Origin of the sequence: Mycobacterium sp., from assembly GCF_035274705.1 — a bacterium.
Lineage (GTDB): Bacteria > Actinomycetota > Actinomycetes > Mycobacteriales > Mycobacteriaceae > Mycobacterium.
Window position 1 is genome coordinate 42,050 of record NZ_DATENY010000045.1, and the last position, 21,782, is coordinate 63,831.

Sequence of the window (21,782 nt, forward strand, 5' to 3'; positions counted from 1 at the left end):
CACACAACTGGAGCGGCCATGTTTCAGCGCACGTTCATCCCCTTCGTCGTGACGACGGTGCTGTCCGTCGTCGGCGGCCTCGGCGTCGCACTCGCTCCGCCGGCAGCCGCCGGGCTGCATCTCGAGCAGTACGTCGAAGTGCAGTGCCAGCCGGCTACGGGCCAGGACTGTCCGCAGATGCCGCAGGTGAAGTTCACCGGCGACCAGAAACTCATCGAGTTGCAGTACACGTCCAACGCGAACGGATGCTCGGATGCGTTGTTCCGCTTCAACGTCGACAACTATCCGCAGACCGATTGGATCAGAAACAGTCCGGGCCAGACGATCACCGTCAAAGTTGGCACCCATCCCGGCGACCACGTCTTGAGCGTCGCCGCCCGAGGCGTCGAAGGTGGCTGCAATACCGGCGTTCTGATCGCGTGGGGTGGCACGGTGCGCCTCGACACGGCCGACGACGCCGGACCGGCACCGGTGAAGACGCCGTGCAGGTGGAGTCTCAGCGGAGGCGGAAACATCATGCGCGGCAGGGATCTTCGTTTCACCTTCGGATCCTGGCAGGGTAACGCCCCCGCTGGCCCCTTCCGCATGTATGCGCCGAACAGCACCGTGTTACTCGATCATGGCGACATCCTCTACTCCACCGGGGACGGCGATAAGGTCGACTTCGGCATCAGCTGGTTCGACGAGCGAAATAGACACTGGAGGAACGACGAATACGTCGGCACCTTCGACCCATCCGACGGAACACTGCGTGGCACCGTCACCGGCGACGACGGCAGTTCGACCGACTGGGGCGTCAACGAGTTCTTCACCTGCAAATAGCCTCGACCGGGTGACCGAACCCGGCGCCGACGACGGCCCGCACGGCCGGCGCAGGACCGGGCCGGCGCTGCGCGATCATGACCCGGCTGGGTTCGACCGAAATGACAGTGCTGGCTGGCTCATAAGAACCGGTTCCACTCCGATGTTGGCCACGGTCGCCATGCCGCGCAGCGCGTCGTCGATGAGCGCACCGACACGCGGATCAGGCCGGCGGGTGCTCGAATAGCTCTGCCCGGTCAGGTCGTATCGGGGTTGGACGCCGCCGCCGGATTCCGCTGCGTCGACTGAATCGCACAGTGCGCCGATGGGCGAGACCGGCGTACAGAGGATCAATTCACGCGTTGAGCAGCGTAGATCATCCAATCACCAAGGGGTGCGAGCACTTTCACTCAATGCAACTCGCCGTAGTTAACTGGCGATAGTCGACGTTATGCCAGGCCGCCGCGGGCGGTCTGCTGTTGGTACAGCGCATCGGGTTCGTGGATTGGGAGAGACGATCCACGGTCGTTGATACCCAATGAACTGTGCTACTGGACTATTCATCTCCCACCGAGACTGGGGAGCCGGAGAGCCAACTCTGGGATTGCCGTCACGTGACGGAATCTTCTGACTGGCTCGTCCGCGTCCCCCAGCGATGGGGTATGTCACCCGAGAATCGGTAGCGGCGTTCTGAAAAATGACACGAAAGTGAGACAAATGGCCGATGACATGATGTGAGACAACTCGCGTCGTCGCAGGTCAGAGAATCCCTAGATGACGAGCGATTTGAGAAGCGACATTTGTTGAGATCCAGCGAAGATTAAGCAAGCGGCACCCTGTTGTTTAACTGGCTCGCCTCAGTTTCCTGGAGGCAGCAGTAGCGACTGCCATGTGCGTTGACCGGCGGCCGAATACGACAGGTCGGATTGCGTATACAGGCGGCCGTCGGGCCCGACATAGGAACCGGTGGCCGGATCGTATTGGGCCGTTGCGATGGGAGGCGGCGCGGGTGCTTGAGGCGGTGGAGCCTGTGTCGGCGGGGAACCGGGAGGTAGTTGCGGTATGTCCTGGCCCGACAGAGTCGCGTTGGGGTCGCCCTTCCAGTTGTAGCCGTTGTTCAGCGGGACGTACTGTTCGTCGCTTTCGCACATCTTGACCGAGGGTGCCCGTTTGCCCGGCACGGTGAGACATGGATAGTTGTGTGCGCCGCGGACGTTGAACGGCGAGTCCTGTGGGACCCGGCAGTACAAGTCACCGCTCGGCCGGTCGGGGTCGTCCACCAGAGTCGGTACGCGCCGTTGCTGGGTTGGCAGGAATCCGGTGGTGCACGGGGGCGGCAGATTCAAGTTGAGCCCCAAGTTCACGTAGGCCCCTGGATAAGGCGACTTGGTGTCCTTGTTGGCTACGATCCCGGCTTGGAGCCCTCCTACATACGGCGGGAGAAGCACGAGCAGTTGCTCGAGCGCAGGTTGGTAGGTGACGGCGATCTGTCCAACTGTGACAAGGTTGGCCAACAACACCGGAAGGGTGGGTTGAATCCGCTCGAACAGCGCTCGGCCCTCCTCGGCGGCCGGGCCCGCCTTCTGGAGCACACCGGCCACCGCCGCATCGTGCGTCTGGAGTCGCCCGGCGATGTCAGCGACATGCGCCGACCACGCGTGGATTTCATCGGAGGTGTCGACCTGCGTGTCCAGGATCGGGGCTGACCCGTCGATGAGGGTTACCAACGACTCGAGATTCCTGCGAGAGTCGATGGCCAGCCGCGTCGATCCATCCACGATTCGGGATAGCTCAGGTCCCAAACCACCGAAGGCGCGGTAACTTTCGTCGACAACTGTGGCCAAGTTGTCGTGCGGAATAGCCTGCAGGCCGCGGTTGGTGCTCTCGAGCAGCGCGTTGACATCGGGAGGTACGGATACGCGGTCTCGGGGTATCACAGCACCGTCGCGGAGAGGAGGTGAATCCGAACGCGGTGTGAGGGCCACGTATTGCTCTCCGATGGCGGTGACACTGTGGACGGCGGCGTCCAAATCGGCCGGAATGGGCGTGTCCGATCGCAGCGACAGCACGGCCTTGACGCCGGTGGTGGTGAGTCGAACATCCTGCACGCGGCCAACTTCCGTGCCGCGGTAGAGGACGTTTCCGGTCTTGTAAAGCCCGGCAGCTTCGGGCAGTTCGAGGGTCACTGTGTAATGCCCGACGCCGAACCACGTCGCGGGTGCGTGGAGGTAGCCCAGGCCCAAGACCGCTGGGGCCCCGAGCGCCACAATGGCGAAAAGCGCCAATTGGATTCGAATCCGCCGGTTCAGACGCATGTTACGGCCCTTGATGGGGGTGGTAGGGGGCGAGCAATGGATTGGCGGCGGTATAGGGGCTGGGCAGTTGGCCGATGGTGCGACCCCACTGAAGTTCGAGTTCGGTCAGGTTGCCTTCCCAGCGAGTGCCGGTGAACAATCCCGCGTCCAAGCGGCTCAACGTCAGGTCGACAACCAGCGTGCTATTCCCGTAGTCACCGCGAAACGCCGCGGGGACCTGCTCCTTAGGAAACCCGAAGGAAGAGAAGAGGCTCGCCGACCGGGTCAGGGCCGGTCCCGCGTTAGCAAGCGACTCGAATACAGGTCCGATGGCGTCGAACTCCTTGATCAGGTTGTCCTTGCTCTTGTTGAGCGTGTCTGTGGTCAGTGCGCTGAGCTTGCCGAACTGGGCGAAAGCATTTGCCATGTTCTCCCGCTCGTCTTTGAGAACAGCGAGTGCGTCAGGAATGGTCTTCAGCGCCTTGTCGACAGTCGGCTTCTGCACACTGAATTGGCCGACGAGGCGGTTCATGCTGTCGGTCGCGGCGATGATGTCCTGGCGTTGCCCATTGAGTTGGCCCACGAAGCGGTTGATCTGGTCATTGAACCCTCGCAGGTCTTGTTCGCGGCCGCGCAGCGCCGTGCTGAATGCCTCTGTGATGTCTTGTATTTGGCCGATCCCGCCGCCGTTGAACAACAGTGCCAGTGATGCCAATGTCTGCTCGGTCGTCGGGTAGGCGCGGGCGTTGGATAGCGGGATTTGTGAGCCCTCATGCAGTCGGCCAACCGGAGGCGCGTTGGTTGGCGGGGCAAGCTCGACGTGCAGGGTGCCCAGCAGACTGGTTTGGCCGACGCTTGCGGTGGCGTTACCGGGGAGTTCAACGTCACCGTCGAGCTTCATCGTTACCGATGCATGCCAGCCTTGCCGCTCGATCTTCACGACGTTGCCAACGGTGACGTCACCGACGCGGACGCGGGAATTGGGCTGGATGTTGGTGACGTCGGGTAGTTGCGCAGTGACGGTGTACGCGCCCGGTCCGCTACCGGCGGTGCCCGGTAGCGGCAACGAATTCAGACCGCGCCAACCACACCCCGACAGGGCGGTGATCAGCAGCACGGCGACCGTTGCCGCGATCCCACGGCGAACGCCGGTCACTGTCCATCACCGTGCGGGACCATCAGGCCGGGCAGCCCGGCGGCGGGGTCGGTGCTGATCGCCGCATTCGGCGCCGGCGCTTCAGCGGCGAGCGGGGGCCCAGGCTCGGCTTGCGCCCCCGTTGGCTGTGGTGGGGTGGGCCGGTAGTCGGGGCGCATCGAGTCCTCGCTGTACGTGACCTCGTTAGGTCGTGCCATCGCACCGACGACGGGGATGGGTGCAGCCAGACCGATCGTGGTGCCGATCGGCGGGAAGTTGTACTGGCGATTTTTGACGATGGGCGCGAGATACTGCACGCACAGTTTCGCTGCCTGTTCGGAACCTAGGCGGGATGCTGCCTGGATAGCGCCGCAAATGAAGTTGATCGGGTTGGCGAACTGGTTGAGCACCAGCGCTCCCGTCACAGCGCCGGTCGCTGGTGTGTAGATGTTGTTGAGGTTGCCCAGCGCGTTGGGTGCCACGTGCAGGAGCTGTTTGATGTCGTCGCGGCTCTCGACCAGGGCGGTGGACAGGGAGCTGAATTTGTCAGTGGCAACGCCGAGGGGTTCTTTGTTCTCGGCGACGAAGTGTTGTATGTCTGCGGCGACGGCGTCGATGTCGGCGACGGCGTGGCCGACCTCGTCGGGGTCGTTGGCCAGCACGCGCGTCACGGCGGCGAAGTTGGTGTTGAGTTCTCGCATCAACGTGGTGCTGGACTGCATCCCCGAGATGAGCACCGACAGGTTCTTGACGGTGATGAAGATGTCATCGCTATGGTCGCCGAATGCGGAAGCGGCTTGTGACAGCCGGATGATTGCATCGTGGATCTGGTCGCCTTCGCCGCGCAGGTTGTCGGCGGCGGTGTTGATGAAGGCCCCTAGGGGGCTGGGTTGACCGGGCGCGGTGGGCTCCAGACTTTCGCTCAATTTCTGCAGTTGGGCGCGTAGGTCGTCGTATTCGACGGGTACGGCGGTCCGGTCTTGCGCGATGACGGCGTTGTCGCCGAGTGTCGGACCGCCGGTATAGGCGGGAGTGAGTTGGATCGAGCGAGACGTCACCAAGGTCGGAGCGATGATGACCGCGCGCGCGTCGGCCGGTATGCGGTACTTACGATCTACCGTGAAGGTGATCCGTGCGCGCTGGGGCTCCGGATCGATCTTCTCGATCTTGCCCACCCGCACTCCGAGGATCAGCACACTATCGCCGGGATAGATCCCAGTGCTGTTGTCGAAGTAGGCGACCAGGTGGGTGCTGAGCACCGATCTCCACCAGGGCCGTGCCGCCATTCCGATGCCGGCGACCAGGGTGATTCCCAATACCAGTGCCACGGCCACCCTGAATCTGCGGGAGCGGGTCACGGTGCACCTCCCGTCGGTGGTGTACCTCCCGTCGGTACCTCACCAGGGGCGGGTACCAACAGTGGCGTCGGGGCGGGGGGTGGCGGGACGTTGGCGGGCGGACCCGGTGGCGGACCTCCCGGTGGCGGGGCGGGCAGGGGTTCGCGGTAGGGATATCGCGGATCACCGGGTGTACCGGTGATCGCGTCGGGCAGGGTCAAGGGGGGTTCGCCGCCTTGACCGGTGCGTGGGTATGGGGCCGGCAACGGCGGGGTCGCGGACTGACCGGTTTGGGGATCGCTCAGTTGTGAGGGCAGCAGGACGTGAGGGTCGAGACCCAAGTCGGAGAACGCGGCGTCGACGAACGGCTGCATGAATTGCCCCGGAGGCAGATTGGCAAGGTAAAGCTTGAAAAACGGCCCGGAGGACAGACTCTCGCCGAGCGACATCATAAAGGGGTTCAACAGTTTGATGGACTCCTGCAGTTTGTCTTTGCGGTTATCCAGCAAGGTCAGAACGGCGTCGAGTTTGTCCAATGAAGGGCGCAGCGCAGTGCGGTTGTCGGCAATGAAGCCCGCCAGTTGTTTTGCCAGCCTGGAGATATTCCCCGAGATCGTGTCCAACGCTGCGCTCTGGGTCTGCAGCTCTGCCAGCAGCGCGTTCGAGTTCTCAATCAGGCTGACGACTTGATCGGTGCGTTCGGCCAACACGTGGGTGGCCGCTCTGGCGTTGCCGAGTAGCTCCCGCAGTTGCTTGTCGCGGTCGCCGAGAGTCGTCGAGAATCGCGCCACGCCTGCGATGGCGGCTTTCAGATCCGGTGGGGTGTCGGCGAATTCGCGCGCCAGCGTGGTCAGCGACGCGTTGAGCCGATCGGTGTTGAGGTTGGCAATGGTTGTCGACAAGTCTCCCAGGGCATCCGGCAGCTGGTAGGCCGGTCTCGTCCGATCGGTCGGAATCGTTTGCGCCAACTCTTTGTCGCCGCGTGGAGTGACCGCCAAAACCTTCACCCCGAGCAGACTTTTGGTTTTGACCGCCGCCTCGGTGCGGTCGCCGATCCGTAGGTGCTTGTCGACGTCGAAGGTGACCAGCACCCGGGCGCCGTCAAGGTCGACACTGGACACGTGACCGACCGTGAAGCCGGCGACCAGAACATCGGCGCCTGCCTGTAGGCCGCTGGCCTCGGTGAAGTACGCCGAATACGTACGCCCCCCGTTGAAGAACGGCAGTTTGTCGTACTGCAACGCGGCCAATGCCACACCCGCAGTCACACCGACGCCGACCGCACCGACCACGGCGAGGTTTCGCTCCAGGAGGGGCTTCATTTTGGCGTGCACCGCCCCGAGACCTGATTCGCTACCCGGACATACACTGGCTGACCGCCCTTCCCGTTGACTTTGAGCACGATCTCGCAGAGGTAGTAGGAGAAGAAGTCGCCGTAAAGGCCCTGGCGCGCCAGGATCTTGTAGGTGTCGGGAAGAGTGGCGATCAGGTTGTCGAGGTAGTCGTGGTCTGCCACCACGATGCTGTTCGCACGGTCGGACTGAGTGACAGTATTGGCAAACGCCGGCCGGATTCGTTGCAGCAGATCAGTGATCGACGCGGCCGCCGCGTTGGAGTGCGCCACGGCATTGCTGATATCGGCCTTACGGGCGGCCAACCCCTCGACTAGTTGTGACAAAGAGGTGACCGCTCCACCGAATTGGTCGCTCTGAGCGCTCAGCGTGCCGAGCACAGTGTTGAGGTTGGTGATGACCTGCCCGATCAGCTCATCGCGGTCGGCCAGCGTCGATGTCAGCTGCGCGGTTTGGGCCAGGAAGGAGTTGATCGTGGCTCCTTGGTTCTGGAACACCTGGATCAGCTGGGAGCTCAGCGCGTTGACCTGGTCGGGGTTCAACGCCCGAAACAACGGCCGGAACCCACCGATCAGCGCGTCCAGGTCCAGCGCAGGCTGCGTTCGCTGCACCGGGATCGTGTCGGCGGGCTGCAGCGGCCGCACCCCGCCCGCGCCTTCCTGCAGTTCCAGGTACCGATCGCCGACGAGGTTGTCGTAGCGGATCAACGCGCGGGTCCCCTCGTTCAGCGGCACCGACTGGTCCGCGGTGAACGTGACGGTCGCGGTGTTGTCGTCGTTGACCACGATCCGGCCAACCTTGCCCACCTCTACACCGGCGACGCGAACGAACTGCCCGGCTTTGAGACCACTCACATTTTCGAACGTGGCGTTATAGGTGGTCGCCGGAGCGAACCTGAGCTGAGCAAACACCATGATCAGCGCGAACGTCCCTGCCGCGCATGCGGCCGTAAAGACGCCCAGACGGATGGCCACGCCTGGCAGGTCACTTCTCATGGACAGGTCCTTTGCAACGCGGCGTGAATCACGGGTTGGGTTGCGGCCCGGGGCTTTCCGGGACCAGCGGTGTCGGCCCGTCCGCAACGGGCGGGGATCCCGGCGGTGGTGGGTACAGCGGGACCCCGTCCGGGCCGTACTGCGCAGCGCCATATGGCGGCGCGCCCGGATATGGCACTGGACCGATCGCCGGCGGTCCCATACCCCGGATACTGGGCGGCTCGGGCACACCACGGGTGACCGGAAGGAAGTTCACCCACCATGGGTGCGCGATGCCAGGATTGGGCCGGAAATCCAGGCCGGTACCCCAGCCGATGTTCGAAATAAGTTGGCGTACGGGCCAATTCTTTGTTACGTCGGGCAGCGACCCGCAGCTGGGCTTGCCGTCGGCACCGCCTTTCGCCGCAACGATCGGCAGATTGTCGGGATAGCGATACTGATCGGAGGCCCAAAACAGGCCGGCGTCCAACACAATCGACCTGCCGTTGCCCCCAAAGGCCTCGCGCAACCCGTTGTCGAGCAGCCAGTTCCCCCCCTGCAACAGGCACGTGTATTCCGGGTTGTATTGCAACAACAGCGCAGTGGTGGGTTCGAGCACATTCACTGCGTCTGGGAAGCTGTCACGGGTCGCCCCCAGGAGGTTGATGCCGGCGTCTGCAAAGCCAATCGCACTGAGCAGCAACGCATCCAAGTCACGGGCGTGTGTGGTGATCGTGGTGCTCGTAGTGCTGGCCGCTTCGAGTGCCGCCAGAATGTTCGGTGCGGCGTCGGCATAGGCCTCAGCGAATTCCCTCAGCGACTGCCAATCCCGTTGGGCCGCAGGCATCAGCGGATTGACCGCCTGCAGCACTTGATTGGAGGCGGTGATGGCTTCGCCGAGGCGCTGGCCGCGCCCGCGAAGGGCATCAGCCCACGCGGTCAGCACCGCGTTGAGTTTGGCTGGGTCGATGTGATGGAACAGGTCGACGAGATTTTCAAAGACCGTGTTGACTTCGGTGCTGACGTTGCGCGATACGAGCACCGCACCGGCAGCCAGCCGCTCGGCACTGGGGTGTTCGGGGTCGATCAGGTCCACGTACTTCGCGCCGAAAACCGTTGTGGAGCGGATCTCTGCTTCGACATTGGCCGGAATGTGGCTGATTTGATCGGGAAAGATCTGCAGCCTCAGGCTGACAGGCTCGCGCCCGCCTTCGACGCCGGCGACTCGGCCGACTTCGACGCCACGCAGCTTTACCTTGGCACCCGATTCCATAACTAAGCCGGACCGGTTCGAGGTCAAGGTGACTGGGACGAAATCCCCGAACGTGCCGGCGAAGAACCCAGAGCACACAAGCATGATGGTTACGAGCACTGCGCATAAAGCGAGTGACCACCACGCGGGGCGGATGCGGCGTCGATGTCGGGACCGATCCATCGGCTAGCCCGCGTAGTGGAAGTTGCCGGACTGGCCGTAGATGGCCAGCGATACGAACATCGTCATAACGGTCGCGGCCACCAGCGACGCGCGCACCGCTCGGCCGACCGCTTCCCCCACCCCGGCGGGACCGCCGGCGGCGTTGAACCCGTAGTAGGTGTGGACCAGCATGATGACGGTCGCCATCGTGACGGCCAGCAGGAATGACCAGATCACGCTGTCGGGGTCCAGGAACGTGTTGAAGTAGTGGTTGTAGACGCCGGCGGATTGGCCGTAAAACACCGTGGTCCCCACCTTGGCGGAAACGAACCCGCTCATCAGCGCGACGCAGTACAGAGGGATCACCACCATGACACCCGCGATCAGCCGACTCGAGGCCAAGTATGAGATCGCGCGCACGCCCATGACCTCCAGGGCGTCGATTTCTTCGTTGATCCGCATCGCGCCCAGTTGGGCCGTCGCACCGGCGCCGATCGTGGCGGCCAAGGCCACCCCGGCGATCAGCGGCGCGATCAGGCGGACGTTGAAGAAAGCCGAGATGAACCCGGTCAGGGCCTCCACCCCCACGGTGGACAGCTGGTTGTACCCGAGCACCGCCACCAAGGCGCCGACAGACAACGTAAGGAAGCTGACGATGACCACCGTGCCGCCGATGGCAGCGAGCGCGCCGACGCCAAATCCCATCTCCGCGATCAGTCGCAGGATCTCTGTCCGATAGTGCAGGACGGCATCGCCACTCGAACGCAGGGTATGGCCATAGAACAGCGTTTGCAGACCAAGCCGGTCAAGGCTCGTTCCCCATTGGGAGAAGTGGCGCTGCAACCGAAACGGGGGGCTTGCCGCACTCAACGCAGCACCTCGATCCCGACCGCTGAGGCGAGGATGTTGATGGCGAACAGGGCCATGAATGTGTAGACGACGGTTTCGTTGACGGCGTAGCCGACCCCGGCGGGACCTCCGCCGACAAACAGGCCCTTGTAGCAGGCAATGAGCCCGGCGCTGAGGCCGAACAATGCTGCCTTGATCAAGCCGACGGCGAGATCACCCACTCCTGTGAGCACGGTGATTCCAGCCACGAATGCTCCGGGCGTGACGTGCTGGATTACGACGGTGAAGACGAAACTTCCGATCAGGCTCACCAGGATGACGACCGACGACAGCATGACCGCGATGAACGTCGCCGCAAGCACGCGCGGGACTACCAGTGCTTGCAACGGGTTGATGCCCATGACTCGCATCGCGTCGATTTCTTCGCGGATGGTGCGCGCTCCGAGATCTGCACACATCGCGGTCGCGCCGGCACCGGCGACGACGAGCACGGTAACCATTGGCCCGATTTGGGTGACAGCGCCGTAGGCGGCGCCGGTTCCGGAGAAGTCAGCAGCGCCGAAATCGGTGAGAAGGATGTTGAAGGTGAATGCCAGCAGCACGGAGAACGGGATAGCCAGCAGCACCGTCGGTAGCAATGACACCCGCGCGACGAACCACGACTGCCGCAGAAATTCCTCCCAGGCGAAGGGTCGGCGGGGCACCAGCATCAGCGTGTCGACCGACATGGCGAAGAACCCACCCACCCCGCGCAACGGCCGACTCAAGGTCGTCGCGTTCATCGCGGGGGTCGGAAATCGATGGCGCCGTTGGTGGCCGGCAGCCTCGACTGTCTGCTGCATGCGACAGAGTACACACTGGCGCAACCTTAAAAGTCAACAGTGCTGTATCACGAACGGCCGTCTAATACATCAACTTGTCCGGGCATTGTGCTGGGTCTTTATCCCGATTTAGGCATGTTGACGTGCCGCTCGGCTGCGTCGAAACTTTCGGAAGCGGGAGATGGACCGCCGCGGCGGCGACGTTCCGTCGGGCAGGCCTCGTCCAGTCTTTCCTGTTGACGTTTTACTCATAAGCAGTGATACATTACTGTCGTTCGCGTACCCGATTTCCGGTGCCGGAGGATCGGCGAAATGGACGACAGGAAGGGTCACTGACCGTGGGAGACGGGAGGAAGTAAGTATGGAGGCGCCCGTCGATAGGGAAACGTTCCTCAAGATAATGACCGCGTTCCCGACCGGCGTCGCAGTCATCACGACCGTTGACGGGAGCGGTGCGCGGCGTGGTCTGACCAGCAATGCGGTGACCAGCGCCTCGGCCAGTCCACCTCTCCTTCTGGTGTGCGTCGACAAGAACAGTCGGACGCTACCCGCGCTCATCGAGGCAGGCGCATTCGTGGTGAACTTCATGGCCGACAACAGCGAGGACATATGCTGCTTGTTCGCGTCCAAGGCCGAAGAAAAGTTCAACGGCGTCTGCTGGACCGAAAGTCCTTCAGGATTCCCGGTTCTGCATGAGCACACCCTGGCCTGGGCGGAGTGCGCGCTCCACCAACACATCGAGATGGGCGACCACATTGTCCTGGTCGGTCTGGTGCGCCACGGCGAAGCGGGCCCATTGGAGAGGCGTCCGATCTCCTACTTCCGACGCGCATTTCAGCCCTACCCCGTAGAGGTCGCACGCTGAGCGGCTCAAGCTACGTGCGGGGGTCGTCGCGAAATCCGTTGATCAGAAAGACCATTCGCGCCAGAAGTGAGGTGTAAAGGATGCTCGAGAAGCGCTCGATCGTCGAAACACATGACGGGCCAATGACGACTGTGGTCTTTCAGCCCGAGGGCGACGGTCCATTTCCCGTGGTTGTCTGCTATCACCACGGCCCTGGGTTGGATGAACTGATGTTTTCGACTGCTCGCCGACTTGCTGGCGAAGGCTACTACACGGCGCTTCCCGACTTGTATCACCGAATTGGTGAGTTGATCACCTTCGACCGCGAGGAACTGGCGAACAATCCGAATTCGCCCGAAACAGAGCGAGTCATGAGCGCGATGGTGAGTACCACGCCCGAGTTCATGGTCGAGGACACCCGCGCTCTGGTACAGGCGCTCGATGCGGAACCTGCTGCCCGCAAAGGACCGAAAGCTTGTATCGGCTTTTGTCATTCGGCCCGAGCAGTGGTTCGGGCGATGGCCGAGATGCCCGAGGAGTTCGCAGCGGGCTCACTATTGCATCCGAGCATGATGATCACTGACGACCCGGACTCGCCACACCTGTTCGTCAAGAAGATCTGTGGCGAGATCTACGCGGGATTTGGCGCCCAGGATCGTCTGGCCCCACTTATGGAACAAGGGGCGCTGATCGATGAACTTCGAGCACTCGGCCCGCGTGCGGTCGTAGAGATGCACTTCATGGCGGGGCATGGGTATATGTGGCCAGAAACGCCGGGCTACGACCCGGACGCGTCCGTCTCGTCTTGGAACAAAACGCTCGAGATCTTTGGGCGTCATCTTCATCCACAACGCCCGAAGGAGACAACGGCATGATTTTTTCGTTCTTGAGCCAGAACACATATGAGGATCCAAAGCTGTTGGACGACAACGGCCTCAACTATCCGGTCCCGTTGAAGTTCTACGACTCCGAAATTGGTGTCAAGTCATTCGAGAACCATCTCGAGATGGCGCGGTACGCCGACGACAAGTTCGATTGGATCTCCGTCTCGGAACATCATGGGTGGCCGATGCTGCAAAGTCCGAACGCAGCCGTGTTGCTCGGAGCATTTGCCGCGGTCACCACGCGAGTCAAGCTCGCGTGGATGGGTCCGTTGGTGTCGATGAACAACCCGATCCGTATTGCTGAGGAGTGCGCGATGCTGGATCAGTTTTCAAATGGACGACTTATCTGTCTGTTCCTGCGCGGAACACCCAACGAGTTTCTTGTCTACGGTGTCCGGGCAGACGAAACAAGGGATCGGACACAAGAGGCCTATGGTTTGATTCAGCGCGCGCTGACCGAGCCCCAACCCTTTTCCTGGCAAGGGCGCTACTACAAATACCGGAGCGTGTCGATGTGGCCGTCGGTGACGCAAAAGCCGCTATTCCCAATCATGTCCTCGGGCAACAGCCTTGAGTCCGCGACATTCGCCGCCCAGAACCGTTACGGCCTGGCAATCTCGTTCTATCCGCCGGAGTTGGTTGCTGATCTGGTCGCGTTCTACAAGACCGAATGTGAGCGATTCGGTTGGGAACCGAGCTCCGACTGGATCGCGTACCGCGGCTTTGGCGCCGTCGGTGAGACCCACGAGCATGCAGCGGACCTAGCGAGTCGCTTCTTCGGAAAAAGGAACTCCTTTCTCCTGGGCTTTACCGGCCGCGGACGCCACACGCTCGGCGATCTGCGCTTCGCGAACCCACCGAAGCGGATCGACAGCGACCAAAAGGACAAGAGCGCTTCAGGATTCGGGCTCGGCACATTGGCTTTCCAAGGGTCTGCCGACACGGTGGTCAATCAGATCGTTGATTTCGCCGAGTTGACCGGGGTCGGTGTTCTCGATATCGGGTTCAACGGCGGTGGTCTCCGCGGCGATGAATGCTTCGACTCGCTGCGGCGCTTCGGTGAGCACGTGATCCCCGCCGTGCGCGCGATCGACGCGTCGAACAACAAGATGGAGGTCGCTGGTGTCTCATCCGACTAAGACCGTGGTGTTCACGGAAGCAACTATCGATGCCGATGGGTTCGAGGTCCGCTATCTCGACGGTGGTCAGGGCAACCCGCTGCTGGTATTGCACGGCGGCAGCGGACTGCAGCACAACCGGACGCATGATCTGTTGGCGGCAACGAACAGGGTCATTGCGATTGAGATTCCTGGATTCGGCGGGTCATCGATCAGTAATCGAAGCAGCTCGCTTCTCGACCTGGCCCAGACGGTCCTCGCGATTGCCGATGCGCTGGAGCTCGACCGATTCTCGCTCATGGGGACATCGTTCGGCGGAGCCCTCGCGGGCTGGGTAGCGACGCAGGCGCCCGGCCGCGTTGACAAGCTCGTCCTGATTAGTCCCGCAGCGATTCGGCCGGAGGGTGCGCAGTTGCCATCGGCGGCTTCCCCAGAAGAGTTGAAGGCACTGTTTTTCGCTCACCCCGACCAGCATGAACTACCCGAAGTCACTCCGGAGTCGGCCGAGAGGAATGCCTGGCTGCTGAAACTTCTCGGGCCCGGGCGCGATTCTGAGCTGGAGAAGCGGCTCTCCACTTTTTCGGCGCCGACGCTTGTCCTGTTCGGCGACGTGGACCGCCTCACCCCCGTCGAACTCGGCCGGCTGTATGTCGAGTTGCTGCCGGATGCGTACTTGGCCATCGTGTACGACGCGGGGCACAGCATCGAGGTTGAACGTCCCGAGGCTAGCGCCGAGATCATCGGCGACTTCTTAGACCGAGGCCCCGCGTTCGCAGTGGCGCAGGAGTCATCGCTGCTCTTTCCGTAACCCGTAACGAAACCTGTGCGGGCCCGCGCCCCATCGACAGCCGTCGTGGTGTCCGCGCTCCTAGATTGGAGAAACCCAACGATGACGACAACAGTCGCCACGACTGCGGCGGATGCCGCGGACTCCGGTGATGGTGTGCTCGAGCGTGTTCGACAGCTCAAGCCACTCCTGCGTGCGGACGCGCTCGAGAACGACCGCATCCAACGAATCCCCGAGCGCAGCCTGGCCGCGTTGAAGGAAGCAGGCGTCTGGAAGATGATGACGCCCAAATACTATGGCGGATACGAGACCCCGTTCCCGACGGTCTTCGAGACACTGCGCACCATTGTGTCTGCGTGTCCAAGCATCGGATGGGCGACCACCCTTACGTCGATTAATTGGCTGGTTGCGCGCTGCTGCGACGAACTCCAGGACGAGATCTTTGGTGACAACCCCAATGCGTTGATCCCGTCGGTGTTCGGCTCCTTCGGCGCGCGGGCCAAGCGCGTGTCCGGCGGCATCGAGATCGTCGGCGGAGGCCGATGGGGCTTCAACAGTGGTTGCCCGGATGGCGACTGGGATTTGCTAGGCGCCGTCGTTGACGAGCCCGATGGCAGCGAAACCAGACTGTGGATCGCATTCCCCATCTCGGACCTCGAACTCGTCAACGACTGGGACGTCACAGGCGCCCGAGGCACAGCAAGTTGGTCGGTTACCTGCGGTGATATTTTCGTACCCAGCCATAGGTTGCTGTCGAATAGAAACGACTTGTTTGGCGGAGATTCGGCGAACGAATCAAAGCGTCAGGCCAACAATCCCTACTATGGCCCCCCGCCCTACATGGTCTTTAGCAACTTCTTGGCCCTCATTCCCTCCGGGGTCGCCGATGGCGCGCTCGAGGTTTTTGTGGAGCAGCTTCCTGGCCGCAAGATCACTCACACCGACTACTTGAGGGCCTCCGAAGCACCGATCGTCCATTTGCAGGTGGGGGAAGCGACGATGAAGGCTTCGGCGATCGATGCCATTAGAGAGCGTCTTGTTGGTCTGTGCACCAATTGGAAGCCGGGTGATCCTGAGCTACCGGCAGAGATCAGACGCGAGCACTTGGTTGGGGGGCCGGTCTACTGCTACCAGCTGGCCCGCGAAGCGGTCGACTTGCTGTACCTGGCAAGCGGGCCGAGGGTGATTCGAGAAGACAACCCAATCCAACGCTTCCAGCGAGACATTCAGGCGTTCGCCCAGCATGTCCTGCTGCATCCAGATACCCAGTTCGAGAACATCGGTCGCGTGCGCTGCGGATTGCCCCCGTTCAGCGGCGCGGCGCGTACCGCTGGGCGCCCAGCACCGACTGGTAGTAGCTGAGCTCAGCGCACCAGGCAGGGCGAGTAAGGCGATTCCGTACGGCGGCAACACAATACAAACTGCTGGTGGGCGAGTCGCGAATGGGGCTCGCCCACGGCTGCCGATCGCCTGCTGCGGTCTCGGCGTCGTCGCCCGGGGCTAGAGCCGCGCCTGCGGTAGCTCTGAGGGGTAGCTGTCGAAGCGCCCATTCGGGTCGTACTTGCTGCGCAGCGCCTCCAGGCGCGCGGCGTTGGCCGGTTCCAGCACCGCCATCGGGCGCACGAAGAGGTTGGAGTCGTTGGACATTCCGCCGATCGCATACGGATCGACGCGCGCGAGCGCGTCGGCGTGCCACGCGAGCATCGCCTCGTCGTCCACGCTGTCCTCGTAGGCGGCAAAGACCGCGATCGACATCTCCGACTGCAGGCTGAACGCGGCGTTCGGGTGGGTCTGCGGCATCCATGGTATGAACCAAATGGCCGAACGCTCCGACGGCAGGGTCTCGAACACGGGCTTGGCGTCTCGCCACAGATCTTGTCCGTACGGGGCCCGAAGCCACGCGTTGTCGCCCAGGTAGCGAGAGCCCTCAGGATACTGCTGCTCGATCAGCGCGTACTGCTCGCCGATCGAGGATTCGTGAGCGGGCTGGTGAACGATCGCGCGGTCCAGGCCGGGCGCCGTCTCCAGCGGGGCCAGCAGCTCCGCCGCGTGGTCGAGATCATCGGCGAAGACGTAGGCGGTGACTATCAGGACGGTGTCGTCCTGACCGGGGATCGGGCTCTTGGCGCCGACCAGCAACGGGCGTGAACCCGGCGTCATCGATGCGACTGTGTTCGCGAACCAGGGCAGCAACTCGTCATAGGCCGAGAACGGATGGATCTGCATCATCCCCGCGACGACTCCGGGCAGTGGCCGAACAGCGAAGTGCATGCGCGTCACCACGGCGAAGAAGCCCGGGCCGCTGCCGCGCGCAGCCCAGAGTATGTCGGCGTGGTCGTCATCGTCCGTGACGTGCAGCGTCTCGCCGTCGGCGGTGACGACGTCGATCGCGCGGAGGCTGAATGCCGCCACCCCGACGTCGCCCGAGTTCAACCCGAAGCCACCTCCCAGCGTGTAGCCCGCGACGCCGACGGTCGGGCAGTGCCCGGTCGGGAAGTAGAGGCCGTGAGGGGCCAACGCGGCCGTCAGCTCGCCACCGAGTACGCCGGACTCGACGCTGGCAGTCAGTGCCTGCGGATCGACCTCGATCGCCTTGAGCCGCGAGAGATCTAGCAGCAGCCCGCCGTCGCGGATCGCATTGCCCACCCAGCAATGCCCGCCGGAACGCACCCCGATCGAGAGCCCTTCCTCGCGCGCCAGTGCGACCGCCCGGGGCACGTCGTCCCGGCTGCCCGCCACCACAATGACGGCCGGAAAGCGATCCGGCTTGATCGCGTTCCAGACCGCGGCACAACGGGCCTCCTCATAGCCATGATCAGCCGGCCGAATCACCGACCCGTCGAAATCACCCATCGTGCCTTCCCTTTTCGGTATTCGGGACCGTTGACCCACGGCCGAGTGCATGGTCGGTAGCCCCAGTCCCATCGAGGCCCACGTGCGGCCGCGGAGATTTCACTTGACGCGGCACTCTCATCGCTACCGGAGGCCGTAGCGCCCGGGCGAGATGATCCCGCGGGGGTCCAGCACCGCCTTCAGGCTCGAGTTCACTGCCCGCAACGTGGCGTCACGGTGGGACATTTCGTCCTCCTGCCCGTCGACCGGCACGCGACCGACGGGGTAGCCGGCCTCGCGGTACGCCTGCCGGAGTTCGGCGTCGGCGGTGGCCGCGTGTTGGCAGTCACGCTCGTCGTGGGGGTCGAAGAGGATGCTGTGAAGCCCCCGGGACGCACGGCCCACAAAGATGTAGTCAATGCAGGCGTCGAGGCCATTGCGGTTCAGGATCTCCCGGGACATGCGTGCGTGCCGGCCGGCGATGCTCCCGAGCATCGGCGTCGACGGAGTGAGGGACAGGATCCCGCCACCGCGCCAGTTGACCATCGGCACTTCGGATGCGGTCGGACGTCCGCTGTAGGTGTCGATATGCACTTTGAGCTCGGGCCGCTCGGCCGCTTCCGCATGGGCGACGTAGCGCGCCGTGGGCGCTGACTCGAACCGATTCCTGACCACCTCGAGTCGTTCAGCGACCTGCTTGGGGTCGGATCCGTAGACGGCGCCGCTGACGACCCAAGCGCCGATGTCGTGCTGTTGGTGCAGGCTGCGCCTCAATGCCATCGACAGCGGGCTGTGAGGAACCTCCGACGGGTAGGGGATGTGGGACGCCAACAAGTAGAGGTCGCCGGTTGCCTTGATAGCGGTGGGGACGAGACCGTCGAGGCGGAGCTCGCGGCTGATGTCGGCGATAGCCACGATGTCGTCGTCCTCGGGAAACATGTAGAAGAACGACTCGATGTGCCGAGGGCGCGCCATCAGCCAGATGCCCATGCGGGTGACGATCCCGAAATTCGACTGGAGGAAAAGGCCGTCGAGCACCGGGCCCAGCCCGTAGCGCGAGATGTGCCAGGTCTGCGATCCGGGAAGGGCTCCGTCACCGGTTCTCAGCAGCCGGCCATCACCCAGCACAACCTCGAGACCGCAGGAGTTGCCGAAGTGGTCAGCGGCCGGTGTGTAGCCGGCGCCCTTGTCGAGGGTGTTCCCCAAGGGCCCTCCTTCGGGTGGGCCGCTGGTGGTGTCGCACATCAGCGCGTCACCCTCCTCCACGAGGAAGTCGTGCAGCGCCTGATACGTGACCCCGGGCTCGACTACCACGTACCGAAGGACGGGATCGAACTCCAGGATCCGGTTCATCCGTCGCCCGAGGTCGACGACCACCATGCTCGGCTGGGTAGCAGCGGCACCGCCGAGACCGATGTTCTTGCCCGTGCTGATCGGGTGCAGGGGCACCCCGAACTCGGCTGCTAACCGGACGAGGCGCTGGACGTCGCCGGTGTCGCCCGGGTAGACAACCGCTGACGGGTGCCGGTCGCCGGCAGGGAGGTAGCTCGTGGCGTAGCGCGCCATGGTTTCGGCGGTGGTGTCGACCCACTCCGAGCCTATTTCTTCACGCGCGGCGCACAGGTAGTTGGCGACGGATCCTGCCGACAAGTCGTTCACATGGTTACTTTCTTCCTGGGGATCGGCTGGTCGACAGCCGACCATTCCATACCAGCGTCGCCACTGATCCCATGTCTGTCCAATGCCGTTCAGCCAGGAGTGCATAGCCGCAAGAACATAGCGACCCTTCGAAGCGCTAGCACGGCCCTGCTTTCCAGCCCAGATCTGCCGAGCCTCAGGGCATGCCCGTATGGACATGTTCATGGAGCAGTTTCGCATTGGCCAGGCATGGTGCGTGGAGGTCAGCATATGAGGGTGACTACAGCGCTCGACCTGCGCGACCTCCGCTCATCGTTCGGTGGACTGGGGCTCTCGGGCATCGGTCGCGAGGCCGGCGAGGCCTCACAGCAATTCCACGCTGAGCCCACGGACGTATGCGTGCAACTGTGAGTCGGTCAATCACCGAGGCATCCGAGCGCCTTATCCGCGCTGCTTCAGCTGGCATCCCGTGCCGGCCCGTGCGCGACCTCATCGACCGCGACGACATTGACACCGCCTACGCGGTGCAATCCTCGGTCGCAGAGGCTCGAGAGCGGGCGGGCGCGCGCATAGTTGGCTGCAAGGTAGGGCTCACCTCGCGCGCCGTGCAGGAGCAGTTTGATGTCTTCGAGCCGGACTTCGGGCTGGTTTTCGACGACATGCTGCACACTCACGGCGCGGACCTCACCCTTTCTTCCTACCTGCAACCCCGGGTTGAGGCGGAGATCGCGTTCGTGCTCGGAGCAGATCTCGATAAACCCCGGATCTCCGTCGCCGACCTGATCGGCGCGACCGCCTTCGTCCTTCCGGCCATCGAGATCGTCGACTCCCGCATCGCTGGATGGGATATCACGATCGTCGACACAGTCGCCGACAACGCCTCGAGCGGGGCAGTGGTGCTGGGCACGGTGCCCCGGTCGCTGGAGGGGTTCGACCTCTCCCAGGTCGGCATGGTGCTCGAGTGTGACGGCGAGGACGTTTCCCACGGGTCGGGTGCCGGCTGCATGGGGTCACCAGTCGTGGCTGCGGCCTGGGTCGCGCGCGAGATCGCGCGGCGGGGCCGGGCGCTCCGGGCCGGAGACGTCGTCATGTCGGGTGCCTTGGGCCCGATGGTAGAAGTCAACGCAGCCGCTACATTCAGGGCCCGGCTGGACCAGCTGGGCGAGGTCGAGGTCACCTTCACCGACGAGCGGAATCCATGAGCGGCGAGCCGAAGACGGGCGGCGTACGTATGACGGCGGAATCGCGGGACTTGCCACAACCGGCCGAACGCCTCGATGAGGCGCAGAGGTCGGCGACCGCGATTGACGGATCGGCTCTCGGCGACGGGTGCGACGTTGCCGCGGCCTATCGAATCCAGCACAAGGTTCTGGCGCGGCGGTACGCTCGCGGCGAGCGCGCGGTTGGTGTGAAGCTGGGTTTCACCAGCCGCGCCAAGATGCGCCAGATGGGTGTCGACAGCGTCATCGTCGGACAGCTCACCGATGCGATGGCAACTCCTGACGGCGGTGAGCTTGCCCTGGGCGAGCTGATTCATCCACGTGTCGAGCCCGAAATCGCGTTCCGGATCGCCTGGGATGCCGACCTCAGCGACCGCCGGCGCCCCTTGGCTGACGCCGTCGATGCCGTGGCGCCGGCACTTGAGGTCATCGATTCACGTTATCGCGGCTTTCGCTTCTCTCTTCAGGACGTGATCGCCGACAACACCTCGGCGGCGTCGTTCGTCGTCGGGCCGTGGTCGCCGTTCGAGTCGGTACAGAACCGAGCAGTACGCCTGCGGATCCGCGGACGCACTGTTTCTGTCGGGAGCACCGCGGCGATCCTGGGCGATCCTGTGCGCAGCCTGCAGTGGCTCGTCGACACCCGCAATGAGCACGGGATCGAGGTCTCGCCTGGCGACATCGTGCTCGCCGGCGCGGCGACCGCGGCGGTGCCACTGGTGGGCGGTGTCGTCTCGGCCGATGTGGCGGGCCTAGGCGGTGTCGCATTTCGCGCTGTCTCTTCTACCCAGGAAGGATGAAATCGGCCTGTAGCCCTATCCGAGTATTGCAACGTAAGGCGGGGAGAGCACCCGCGACCACGAAGTCCAAAGGAGACATCCATATGACTGCAGCGACCGGAATCACCGAGCTGAGCACGGGCACGTGGGCCATCGACCCTGCGCATTCGTCGATCGGCTTCTCTGTACGCCACTTGGTGGGCAAGATGCGCGGCACCTTCGAGACATTCAGCGGCGCAATCGTGGTGGCGGACGACGGCACCGCGTCGGTGACGGCCGAGATCGCCGTCGCCTCGCTCCATACCGGCGATGAAAAGCGTGACGCGCACATCAAGTCGGCTGAGTTCTTCGAGGTCGACAAGTACCCCACCGCCACCTTCGCCTCGACGGGCGTCAAGGGCGACGGCGACCACTATGTCGTTGATGGTGAGTTCACGCTCAAGGGCGTGACCAAGCCCATCAAGCTCACGTTGGCGTTCAACGGCGTCAATCCCGGTATGGGCCATGGTGAGGTCGCCGGTTTCGAAGCCTCGGTCGTGTTGAGCCGCAAGGACTTCGGGATCGGCGCTGACTTCCCGCTGGAATCAGGCGGAACCGTCGTTGGCGACAAGGTCACCATCACCCTGGATGTCGAGGCGCTCAAGCAGGCCTAAATGCGGTGACTGTAGTGGGTTGCGGCATGTACACGGCTACGACCGGTTGA

At 63.4% G+C, this 21,782-nt stretch carries 21 protein-coding genes; 11 read left to right on the forward strand and 10 right to left on the reverse strand.

Features of this window, described 5'->3' with window-relative positions:
- Nucleotides 1-18 precede the first annotated feature (18 nt).
- The gene (locus VJV41_RS11330; RefSeq protein ID WP_325333674.1) at nt 19-822 is read left to right on the forward strand and encodes a hypothetical protein; all 804 of its coding nucleotides are present in this window, start codon (nt 19-21) and stop codon (nt 820-822) included.
- Between the two features lie 10 nt (nt 823-832).
- Nucleotides 833-1,048, forward strand: coding sequence for a hypothetical protein (locus VJV41_RS11335; protein ID WP_325333676.1), 216 nt, complete (start codon nt 833-835; stop codon nt 1,046-1,048).
- Nucleotides 1,049-1,658: 610 nt separating this feature from the next.
- Here VJV41_RS11335 and VJV41_RS11340 read toward each other — a convergent pair.
- From VJV41_RS11340 to VJV41_RS11375, 8 genes are read right to left on the reverse strand one after another with little or no spacing between them, the layout of a single operon-like run.
- Complete coding sequence (locus VJV41_RS11340; protein WP_325333678.1) at nt 1,659-3,116, reverse strand: MlaD family protein; 1,458 nt, start codon at nt 3,114-3,116, stop codon at nt 1,659-1,661.
- Nucleotide 3,117: 1 nt separating this feature from the next.
- Complete coding sequence (locus VJV41_RS11345) at nt 3,118-4,251, reverse strand: MCE family protein (protein ID WP_325333681.1); 1,134 nt, start codon at nt 4,249-4,251, stop codon at nt 3,118-3,120.
- Entirely contained in the window at nt 4,248-5,588 is a 1,341-nt protein-coding gene (locus VJV41_RS11350) for an MCE family protein (protein ID WP_325333683.1), read from the reverse strand. Before VJV41_RS11350 ends, VJV41_RS11345 begins: the two co-directional genes overlap by 4 nt.
- On the reverse strand, nt 5,585-6,889 hold the full coding sequence (locus VJV41_RS11355; protein WP_325333685.1) for an MCE family protein: 1,305 nt from the start codon (nt 6,887-6,889) through the stop codon (nt 5,585-5,587). Before VJV41_RS11355 ends, VJV41_RS11350 begins: the two co-directional genes overlap by 4 nt.
- Nucleotides 6,886-7,914 carry an MCE family protein gene (locus VJV41_RS11360; protein WP_325333687.1) on the reverse strand — a complete coding sequence of 343 codons (1,029 nt, stop codon included), beginning with the start codon at nt 7,912-7,914 and terminating at the stop codon, nt 6,886-6,888. The genes VJV41_RS11355 and VJV41_RS11360 overlap by 4 nt, the downstream gene beginning before the upstream one ends.
- Nucleotides 7,915-7,942: 28 nt before the next feature.
- Nucleotides 7,943-9,328, reverse strand: a complete 1,386-nt coding sequence (locus tag VJV41_RS11365; protein WP_325333689.1) for an MCE family protein — start codon at nt 9,326-9,328, stop codon at nt 7,943-7,945.
- A gap of 3 nt (nt 9,329-9,331) precedes the next feature.
- Nucleotides 9,332-10,177, reverse strand: a complete 846-nt coding sequence (locus tag VJV41_RS11370; protein ID WP_325333690.1) for an ABC transporter permease — start codon at nt 10,175-10,177, stop codon at nt 9,332-9,334.
- Complete coding sequence (locus VJV41_RS11375) at nt 10,174-10,938, reverse strand: ABC transporter permease (protein ID WP_325333741.1); 765 nt, start codon at nt 10,936-10,938, stop codon at nt 10,174-10,176. The genes VJV41_RS11370 and VJV41_RS11375 overlap by 4 nt, the downstream gene beginning before the upstream one ends.
- Before the next feature lie 400 nt (nt 10,939-11,338).
- On the opposite strand from VJV41_RS11375, the gene VJV41_RS11380 reads away from it, so the two are divergent.
- From VJV41_RS11380 to VJV41_RS11400, 5 genes are all read left to right on the forward strand, one after another.
- Nucleotides 11,339-11,842: a flavin reductase family protein gene (locus tag VJV41_RS11380; protein WP_325333691.1), complete on the forward strand. Its 504-nt coding sequence runs from the start codon at nt 11,339-11,341 to the stop codon at nt 11,840-11,842.
- A gap of 80 nt (nt 11,843-11,922) precedes the next feature.
- Nucleotides 11,923-12,696, forward strand: a complete 774-nt coding sequence (locus VJV41_RS11385) for a dienelactone hydrolase family protein (protein ID WP_325333693.1) — start codon at nt 11,923-11,925, stop codon at nt 12,694-12,696.
- On the forward strand, nt 12,582-13,844 hold the full coding sequence (locus tag VJV41_RS11390) for an LLM class flavin-dependent oxidoreductase (protein ID WP_325333695.1): 1,263 nt from the start codon (nt 12,582-12,584) through the stop codon (nt 13,842-13,844). The genes VJV41_RS11385 and VJV41_RS11390 overlap by 115 nt, the downstream gene beginning before the upstream one ends.
- Nucleotides 13,828-14,631: an alpha/beta fold hydrolase gene (locus VJV41_RS11395; protein WP_325333697.1), complete on the forward strand. Its 804-nt coding sequence runs from the start codon at nt 13,828-13,830 to the stop codon at nt 14,629-14,631. Before VJV41_RS11390 ends, VJV41_RS11395 begins: the two co-directional genes overlap by 17 nt.
- Nucleotides 14,632-14,766: 135 nt before the next feature.
- Nucleotides 14,767-15,972 carry a hypothetical protein gene (locus tag VJV41_RS11400; RefSeq protein ID WP_325333699.1) on the forward strand — a complete coding sequence of 402 codons (1,206 nt, stop codon included), beginning with the start codon at nt 14,767-14,769 and terminating at the stop codon, nt 15,970-15,972.
- A 138-nt stretch (nt 15,973-16,110) separates the two neighbouring features.
- Here the strand turns inward: VJV41_RS11400 and VJV41_RS11405 are convergent, their stop codons facing one another.
- The gene (locus VJV41_RS11405; RefSeq protein ID WP_325333701.1) at nt 16,111-17,463 is read right to left on the reverse strand and encodes an FAD-binding oxidoreductase; all 1,353 of its coding nucleotides are present in this window, start codon (nt 17,461-17,463) and stop codon (nt 16,111-16,113) included.
- A 123-nt stretch (nt 17,464-17,586) separates the two neighbouring features.
- Nucleotides 17,587-19,101 (reverse strand): FAD-binding oxidoreductase, encoded by a 1,515-nt coding sequence (locus VJV41_RS11410; RefSeq protein WP_325333703.1) that lies wholly within the window; start codon nt 19,099-19,101, stop codon nt 17,587-17,589.
- A gap of 255 nt (nt 19,102-19,356) precedes the next feature.
- On the opposite strand from VJV41_RS11410, the gene VJV41_RS11415 reads away from it, so the two are divergent.
- From VJV41_RS11415 to VJV41_RS11430, 4 genes are all read left to right on the forward strand, one after another.
- Nucleotides 19,357-19,491, forward strand: a complete 135-nt coding sequence (locus VJV41_RS11415) for a hypothetical protein (protein ID WP_325333705.1) — start codon at nt 19,357-19,359, stop codon at nt 19,489-19,491.
- Nucleotides 19,492-19,559: 68 nt separating this feature from the next.
- Entirely contained in the window at nt 19,560-20,282 is a 723-nt protein-coding gene (locus VJV41_RS11420; RefSeq protein WP_325333707.1) for a 2-keto-4-pentenoate hydratase, read from the forward strand.
- Complete coding sequence (locus VJV41_RS11425) at nt 20,279-21,100, forward strand: 2-keto-4-pentenoate hydratase (RefSeq protein WP_325333709.1); 822 nt, start codon at nt 20,279-20,281, stop codon at nt 21,098-21,100. The genes VJV41_RS11420 and VJV41_RS11425 overlap by 4 nt, the downstream gene beginning before the upstream one ends.
- An 83-nt stretch (nt 21,101-21,183) precedes the next feature.
- Nucleotides 21,184-21,732: a YceI family protein gene (locus VJV41_RS11430; protein WP_325333711.1), complete on the forward strand. Its 549-nt coding sequence runs from the start codon at nt 21,184-21,186 to the stop codon at nt 21,730-21,732.
- Nucleotides 21,733-21,782 lie beyond the last annotated feature (50 nt).